This is a genomic window from Pseudomonadota bacterium (assembly GCA_010028905.1).
Lineage (GTDB): Bacteria > Vulcanimicrobiota > Xenobia > RGZZ01 > RGZZ01 > RGZZ01.
The window spans coordinates 1-7,200 of record RGZZ01000261.1 but is presented as its reverse complement, the minus strand read 5'-3'; the positions used below and the strand labels follow the sequence as shown (position 1 = coordinate 7,200).

General features: G+C 68.7%; 6 protein-coding genes and 1 pseudogene. 4 read left to right on the top strand and 3 right to left on the bottom strand.

All coding sequences use genetic code 11. The annotated features are described in order from the left end of the window. On the bottom strand, positions 1-1,181 hold a 1,181-nt coding region (locus tag EB084_16230; GenBank protein NDD29806.1), incomplete at its 3' end, for a serine/threonine protein kinase. A 62-nt stretch (positions 1,182-1,243) separates the two neighbouring features. On the opposite strand from EB084_16230, the gene EB084_16225 reads away from it, so the two are divergent. After that, positions 1,244-2,329 carry a type II secretion system F family protein gene (locus tag EB084_16225; protein ID NDD29805.1) on the top strand — a complete coding sequence of 362 codons (1,086 nt, stop codon included), beginning with the start codon at positions 1,244-1,246 and terminating at the stop codon, positions 2,327-2,329. A 19-nt stretch (positions 2,330-2,348) separates the two neighbouring features. Here EB084_16225 and EB084_16220 read toward each other — a convergent pair whose 3' ends face one another. Both EB084_16220 and EB084_16215 read right to left on the bottom strand, forming a co-directional pair. After that, positions 2,349-3,632: an FHA domain-containing protein gene (locus tag EB084_16220; protein ID NDD29804.1), complete on the bottom strand. Its 1,284-nt coding sequence runs from the start codon at positions 3,630-3,632 to the stop codon at positions 2,349-2,351. A gap of 16 nt (positions 3,633-3,648) precedes the next feature. Beyond that, positions 3,649-4,257, bottom strand: coding sequence for a hypothetical protein (locus tag EB084_16215; GenBank protein NDD29803.1), 609 nt, complete (start codon positions 4,255-4,257; stop codon positions 3,649-3,651). On the opposite strand from EB084_16215, the pseudogene EB084_16210 reads away from it, so the two are divergent. From EB084_16210 to EB084_16200, 3 genes and pseudogenes are all read left to right on the top strand, one after another. After that, positions 3,892-4,830, top strand: a pseudogene (locus EB084_16210) (response regulator). The gene EB084_16215 and the pseudogene EB084_16210 overlap by 366 nt on opposite strands. Before the next feature lie 18 nt (positions 4,831-4,848). Next, positions 4,849-5,259 (top strand): LytTR family transcriptional regulator, encoded by a 411-nt coding sequence (locus EB084_16205; GenBank protein ID NDD29802.1) that lies wholly within the window; start codon positions 4,849-4,851, stop codon positions 5,257-5,259. Further along, on the top strand, positions 5,256-7,200 hold a 1,945-nt coding region (locus EB084_16200), incomplete at its 3' end, for a GAF domain-containing protein (GenBank protein ID NDD29801.1). The genes EB084_16205 and EB084_16200, both read left to right, overlap by 4 nt.

Sequence of the window (7,200 nt, the reverse complement as noted above, 5' to 3'; positions counted from 1 at the left end):
GGCTGCGCCTCGCGAGCAGGGGGGGGACGACGGGTCATGCCGATCTGCGTTCTCGTGCCTGCGGCGGAAGGGGACGAGGGTGGCACGCCGGTGGCCGCAAGCGGCAGCGTCGCCTCCGGAACCTCTCCCGTTGAAATCGCAGCGCCAGGCGTTGGGCTCGCTGCTGACGACGGGGGAGGCTCGCTTGTCTCCGACAGGGCCAGCCATGCCCCTGCCCCGAGCGCAACGCCGATGAGCAGCAGGGCGACGAGCTGCCTGCGCACCTCCGGAGCGAGGTCGCGCCAGCGCCCGCGCACGCGATCGAGCGGCGATGGCGGCCGCTGATCGAGGCGCGCTTCGCGCACTGCAGCGGCCAGGGCTGAGGCGTCTGCGGGGCGGAGATCCGGGTTCTTGTCGAGGCAGCGCTCCACGATGGACAGAGCGGCATGGGGAAGATCGGGGCGCAGTCGCGCCAGGGATGGGGGCTGTGCGTGCAGATGCTTGTGCAGCACGCTCATCTCGCTCTCGCCGACGAAGGGGCGCTGCCCGCCCAGCAGCTCGTACATGATGACGCCGAGCGCGTACAGATCGCTTCGGCCATCGACGGGCCGACCGCTGCCGGCCTGTTCCGGTGACATGTAGGCGGGGGTTCCCACCACGACGCCCGACTCGGTGATGGTGGCCTCTCCCGCCATGCGCGCGATGCCGAAATCGCCGAGCTTCACCTGCCCGTTCTCGGTGACGAAGATGTTGGCCGGCTTGACGTCACGGTGCACGATGCCGTGTCGGTGAAGCTCGGCGAGGCCGAGCGCAACCCCCTCGATCAACTGCAGCACGCGATCGACAGGGAGCCGTCCAGGCACGCTGAGAATTCGCGATCGCAGGTTGTCGCCGGTGACCAGCTCCCACGCCAGGTAGGGGCCGTGGTCGGGATCCTCGCCCGAGTCGACGAGGTGCACGAGATTCTCGTGCTTCACGGCGCGCGCGGCACGCATCTCGACCTGGAACCGTCTGCGGGTCTCGACATCGAGCGCCGCACCCACGTTCATGACCTTGAGTGCGACGATCTTCCCTTCGCGAGCATCGACAGCGCGATAGACCCGCGCCTGACCCCCTCGGCCGACGAGCCCCTCGATGCGATAGGGTCCTACGCGGCGGGGCAGCGATCCGCTCGACGAGGCCCCCGTTGTGCGGTCAGTCACAGCACAGGAATGTACGCCAAGAATGCGAGGAAATCAATGCGGGGGGAGAGAACGAGATCTCGATGCGAGGTGAAGGCGGGCTGGTCTGGTGGCGGCGGCTTCTGCCGTCTTCCGCAATCTCGGTGCGGACGCGCGCGATCTTCTTCGCGCAGCTCAGCGTGCTCATCAACGCCGGCGTCCCTCTGGTGCGAAGCATGGACGTGCTTCGGGACGGCGAGAGCCACGCCGTCTTTCGCGAGATCATCGCCTCGGTCGCAATCAGCCTCTCACAGGGCAGACGTCTGTCGGACGCGCTCGCGGCCCATCCCGGCGCGTTCGACCCGCTGGTGTGCGGCCTGGTCAAGGTGGGCGAGAGGGTCGGGCTGTCGAAGCCGGTCATGCAGGCGTCTCACATCCTCACCCGCCGTGAGGAGCTCCGCCTTCGCGTCTCATCAGCCCTGCGATATCCCGTTCTGGTCATGCTGTGCGCCGCACTCATGAGCTTCGCGCTCTTTCGCTGGGTGCTTCCCGGACTTCTGCAGATCCCTCCCAGGGGCACCACGCTCCCCCTGATCTCGCGGTGCGTGGGCGTTCTGGTGTGGGCCGCGGGCAACAGCGCGGTTGTGCTCTGCGGTGTCATCGTCGCGGTGCTCGTGGTCCATCGGTTCCTGAAGCGTCTGGAGGACGGTGCTTTCGTGCTGCGTCTCGAGGGCTGGCTTGCCAGGCTTCCGCTCGTCGGAGCGCTCATGGCGTCGGCGGCGCAGATCCAGCTGTGCCGCGCGCTCTCGGTGCAGCTGTCGTGCGGGGTTCATGTGCTGCCTGCGCTCGATCTGGCGCGCACGCTGTGCTACAGCGAGACGTGGAAGGCCCGCTGCGTCAGCGCGAGAGCCGCGGTGATGCGCGGTCAGTCGCTCTCGGAGGCGTTCGCAGAGGAATGCCCCGCCCAAGCGGAGCTCTTTCTCGGAATGCTCCGCCTCGGAGACGAGTCAGGCGACTACTCCGTGCCCCTGACGCGGGTGGCCGACCTGCTGGAGGAGGATTTCAACACCCGCCTCGGCATCGTGATGGATGTCCTCACCCCGCTGCTGCTGCTGGGCGCGGGTTGCGCCGCGCTCCTGGCCCTCATTGCGGCGCTGCTGCCGCTGCAGCAGATGCTCAACGGTCTCTGACTGCTCTCACTGGCGAACCTCAGAGGGCCGTGGTGGCGTCGTCCGCGCGTACGGGAGCCGGGGCGGAGCGGGTCGCTTCCTCGCGCTCTACCCGCAGCTGCAGTCGGCCCATCACGATGAGATCGCCGCGCTCGAGCGTGTGCGCTTCGACGCGGCGACCGTTCACGCGGGTGGGATTGGAGGCCGCTGTCTCGTGCACCAGGCGATATCGGCCTGTGATGGGGTCGAGGTGAAGGGTCGCCTGCGCGCGCGACACGCTCGCCTCGGTGAACTTCAGTGCATCTTCGGAGGCCATCAGGGGATCTCCGCGTCCCAGCGTGACGGTCGATGCGGTGAGTCGATAGCGTCCTCCACGGTCAGCGCCCTCGATGGCGGTCAGCACCCACGACGAGCGCGGATCGGCGCAGTGATCGGGAGGAGGGGGGGGGATTGATGGCGCCTGCGATGCCGGGAGGCGCAGCTCTTCGATGCAGGCGAGAAGACGCGCACGAACCGCGCCGACGTCTGGAGGGCGGTGGGTGGCGTGCAGCGACAAGCAGTCCTCGACGAGCAAGGCGAGCGCTGGTCTGACCTCGGGGCGCATCGAGCGCACCGTGCGCAGCAGGGTCGGGTCACGCATGCGGTCTGGCGCCGATGGCGGGGCGATGCCGGTGAGCAGGGTGTATATGGTGGCCCCCAGGGCGTGGAGGTCGCTGCGCACGTCGGTGGTTCCGCCACCGACCTGTTCGATGGGGGCAAATCCAGGCGTGCCCGCCCCCTTTATGCAGGTGCGGGTGTCGTCGTCTTCGCGCAGATCTCGCGCCAGTCCGAAGTCGACGACGACGATTCTTCCTTGCGGCGTGAGGAGCACGTTGCGAGGGGTGAGGTCGCGGAAGATGACGGGTGGGGTTCGACCGTGAAGCCACGTCAGCAGCGCGCTCAGCTGGTCGAGCACGTCGACGGCAAGCCGGATCTCGAACGGCCGCTCTCGACGCAGGGCGTCGAGGTCGCGCCCCTCGACGCAGGGCATCACCATGCACGGGTGCGATTCGTGGACGAAGGTGTCGAGAAGCGGGACGAGACTCGGGTGGGCGAGCCGCGAGAGGAGCGCCACCTCTGCCTTGAACTGATCGGACGCCTTCTTGCGTAGGCTTGCATCGTCTCCCGCGCGTCGCATCTGCTTGATGGCGAGCACGGCTTCGGGGCGGTCGAGCGCGCGGGCGCGGTATACGGTCGACATTCCGCCGTGGGCCAGAACGTCGATGATCGTGTACCGGTCGTGGAGAACCGTGCCTGGCGCGAGGAGGCGCCTCATGTCTGCCATCGCGCGCGCTGCGCGTTCAGAGCCGAGAAGCGGTGCGGGCGAACTCGACCACGCCGCTCATCTGGCGCTCCCGCTCAAGGGCGAGCAGCGCGAGCAGCCCGCCGCGGTAGTCATCGTCGCCGTAGCGCGTGAGCACGGCGGCCTCGCTCGCATACCCCTCGTTCAGCAGCACGTGATACTGCACCCATGTGGCGAAGCCTTCCTGGAGCTTTCGATCTTGTTGGGGCGCGTTCTCGCTCTGCCACGCGTGGGTGAGCTCATGGGCGAGCACCCCGAGCGTGCGCGGCACGCTGAGTCCGGAGACCAGCCAGATCTCCTCCGGGTTGTAGGGGCGGTAGAACCCGTCGAGCTCGTTGGTTCTGCCGCCGTTGGCATTGTTCTCGGTGTTGAGCTCGTCACGGGTGCGGAACTTGAGCGGGATGTCGCGGGGAAGCGTGAGGCCGACGGCGCGCATGCCGGCCCGCGCCCTCGCGAGAACGGCGTTTGCGGCCTCCTCGGAGCTGATCACAGCGCCACCCTGGGCGTGAGACGTGGGGATGCTCCACCCGGCCACGATCGCCACCACGGCCAGCACGGCGGAGACGAGCTTCTGGCGACGCGGGTGCCTGCTGCAGAGATGGGGCATGGCTGGCCAGATCCTTTCCACGTCTTTCGCCAGCGTGTGCCAGGCGAGGGGCTCAGAGCGATCACGTGCATCGCTCTCTCCTGCTCTCCATGCTACATGCGCGGCGGCGCGTTTTCAACAGCCCCCGCAGCAGGCGGGGCGATGGTCTTCACTGAAGGGCCGGAACTTCGCGCCGTGGAACCAGATCGGGTGGAGGCACGTATGCAGGAGTCGCAGGGTTCAGAGGCAGTCGCACAGATCCGGGTGGTCATCGCAGATGACGAGGAGCTTGCTCGTCAGCGCCTCGGCCGCCTGCTTGCGACCCACGCTGACGTCGTGCTGACGGGAGAGGCAAGCGATGGGGCGGGCGCCGTCGAGCAGGCACGCGCGCTGCGACCGCACGTCGTCTTCCTCGACATCCGCATGCCAGGCCTCGATGGGCTTGAGGCAGCGCGTCAGCTGCTCGAGCTCGAGCCCACCCCACTCGTGGTGTTTCTCACCGCGCATGAGGAGCACGCGGTGCAGGCCTTCGAGCTGCGTGCCTTCGATTATCTGGTGAAGCCGGTCGAAGACGAGCGTCTTGCCAAGACCCTCGATCGGATCCGGGACTCGATGCGCGATGAGGATCGGTGGCACCGCGTCGTCACCACTGCCGTGCGTGAGGCTCTGGGCGCCCAGCCGCCGCCCGTGCTCGACCGGATCGCACTTCGCGATGTCGACAACGATGCTCGAGAGGTGGTGGCGGTCACCGACATCGACTGGTTCCGGGCCCAGGACGACAAGACGTTCGCCCATCTGCGGGGTCGCGAATGGCAGGTCGCCATGAACCTCGCTCGGCTCGAGGTCTCTCTGCCCGCCGACTTCTTTCGATGCCATCGCGCGTACATCGTCAACGTGGCCCGCATCGCGCGGGTGACGCCTTGGTTCAACGGTGCGTTCACCCTCATCCTCAACGATCGGCACGAGGTGCCGCTGAGCCGCGGACAGGCAGCGGCATTCCGGGAGAAGGTCGCCTGGCTGTGAGCCTGGCCGGCTGGCTCGAGCCGGTGGGAGGCGCCTGGTGGACCGCCTCCGAAGCGCTGCAACGGGCCGTGCGCCACACCTTTGGCGGCGATGGCGATTCGGTGGTCGCGCAGGCGGCTGCCATCCAGCGCCTCGAATGGGAGGGCAGGGCGCCCCAGGCCTCTCTTGGGGCGTCTCGCCTCCTCGAAGCAGAAGCAGTGGACCTGCCTCTCGGGCTGTTCGAAGCTGTCACCGCCGATCTGGCGCTGAACCTCGCGCTGCGCGGTCGTTTCGACGAGGCCTTCTCGTGGGCCGAACGTGGCGTCGCCCGAATCCGGGGTGCGGTGGAGGGGCCGGGCGAGGGTCCTGCGGTTCTCTCGCCGCTCGCGGGGGCCCTTCGCGCGCTGCTCGGCTCGGCCGACGACAGCCGTGCCTGGCTCAGCCAGGCGGCCGGTGATCTCTATCGCGATGACACGCCATCGCCGCGACGTCTCTGGGCGCTGCTGTGCCTGCTGCTCAGCCAGCTGCGCACGCTGCCGCAGGAGGCCGAGGTCGATGCGCTGCTGGGACGCTGGCAGTCATCGAAGGTGGGGGGCGGAGCGGTCTTGCTCCGACCTCTTCCCGTCGTAGCGGCCTGGGTACGGGTGCGACGTGGCTGCTCTGTGAGCGAGCTGCGCGCCGACCTGTCCCGGGTCGACCGGGTGGCGACGGTCGCATCGCTCGACTGCCACCGTCAGGCGCTGCACGCGCGACTCGCCCTTCTCGAGGGTCGCGCAGATGTGGCGCTGAGGCGAGCGTCACGTGCCGAGGAGCTGTCGCACGAGGTCGACAATCGCTTCACCCTCCTCGAGTCTCATGTCGTCCGCGCGCACGTGTATCGGGGTCGCGGCTGGCACGCCGCCGCTCGTCGCGATGCCGAGCAGGCCGTTGCCCTGGCCCAGGGCTGCGGCATCGCGGGATTCGCGCGCGCGCTCTCCCGCACACTGGGCGTCGACGATCGCGCTGCCTTGTCCGGACCGGCGCCTCCGGCGACCCTCGAGCGGGTGCATCGGCAGCTCGACGTGCTCCTGCACGCCAGCGCAGCCTGGACCTCCCTTACCGACCCGGAGCAGCTGCTGCGCCGCATGCTCGATGAGGCGGTATCGCTGCTCGGCGCGGAGCGCGCGCTTCTCTTCCTCGCGGATGGCGCCGAGCTGGCCCCCTCGGCCGGGCGTGACGCGGAAGGGCGCGATCTGGGTCAGGCCGCCGCATTCAGTCGAACGGCGGTTGCGCGCGCTCGCGCGGAGGGAGAGGTCATACTGGTCTGCGACGACGATGACACCTCGGCGTGGGACAGTCTTGCCGCCAACGACCTGCGCAGCGTCATGGCCGCGCCGCTGCGCCTCGGGGAGCGGGTGCTCGGGGTGCTGTATGCCGACACCCGGATGGCCGATCGCAGCTTCGGCCCGGACGAGGTGGCGGTGGTGCGCGCGCTCGCCGGTCACATGGCGCTGGGCCTCGAGCAGGCCCGCGCGGCGCGGCTGGCCGTCGAGCTGGCCGAGACGCGGCAGCGCTTCCTCACCGCGCAGATCCGCCCGCACTTCCTCTTCAACGCGCTCAACAGCATCGCGTCGCTGGTGATGGTCGACGCGCCTCGCGCCGAGCGCCTCATCGTGAGCCTGTCCCGGTTTCTTCGACAGTCGCTCGCCACGCAGTCAGCCACCACGTCCATCGATGAGGAGCTGAAGTACCTGCGCGCCTATCTCGACATCGAGGCGGCTCGGTTCGGATCGCGGCTGCGCGTTCAGGTCGATATCGATGACGCGGCGCGTCTGGCGCGCATCCCGTCGATGTCGCTTCAGCCTCTTGTCGAGAATGCCATTCGACATGGGGTCACCGCCCGTCCAGAGGGGGGGACGGTGACCGTGCGAGCGCAGCGCGTCGGCGAAGCCGTCGAGGTGGTCGTCAGCGATGACGGGGTCG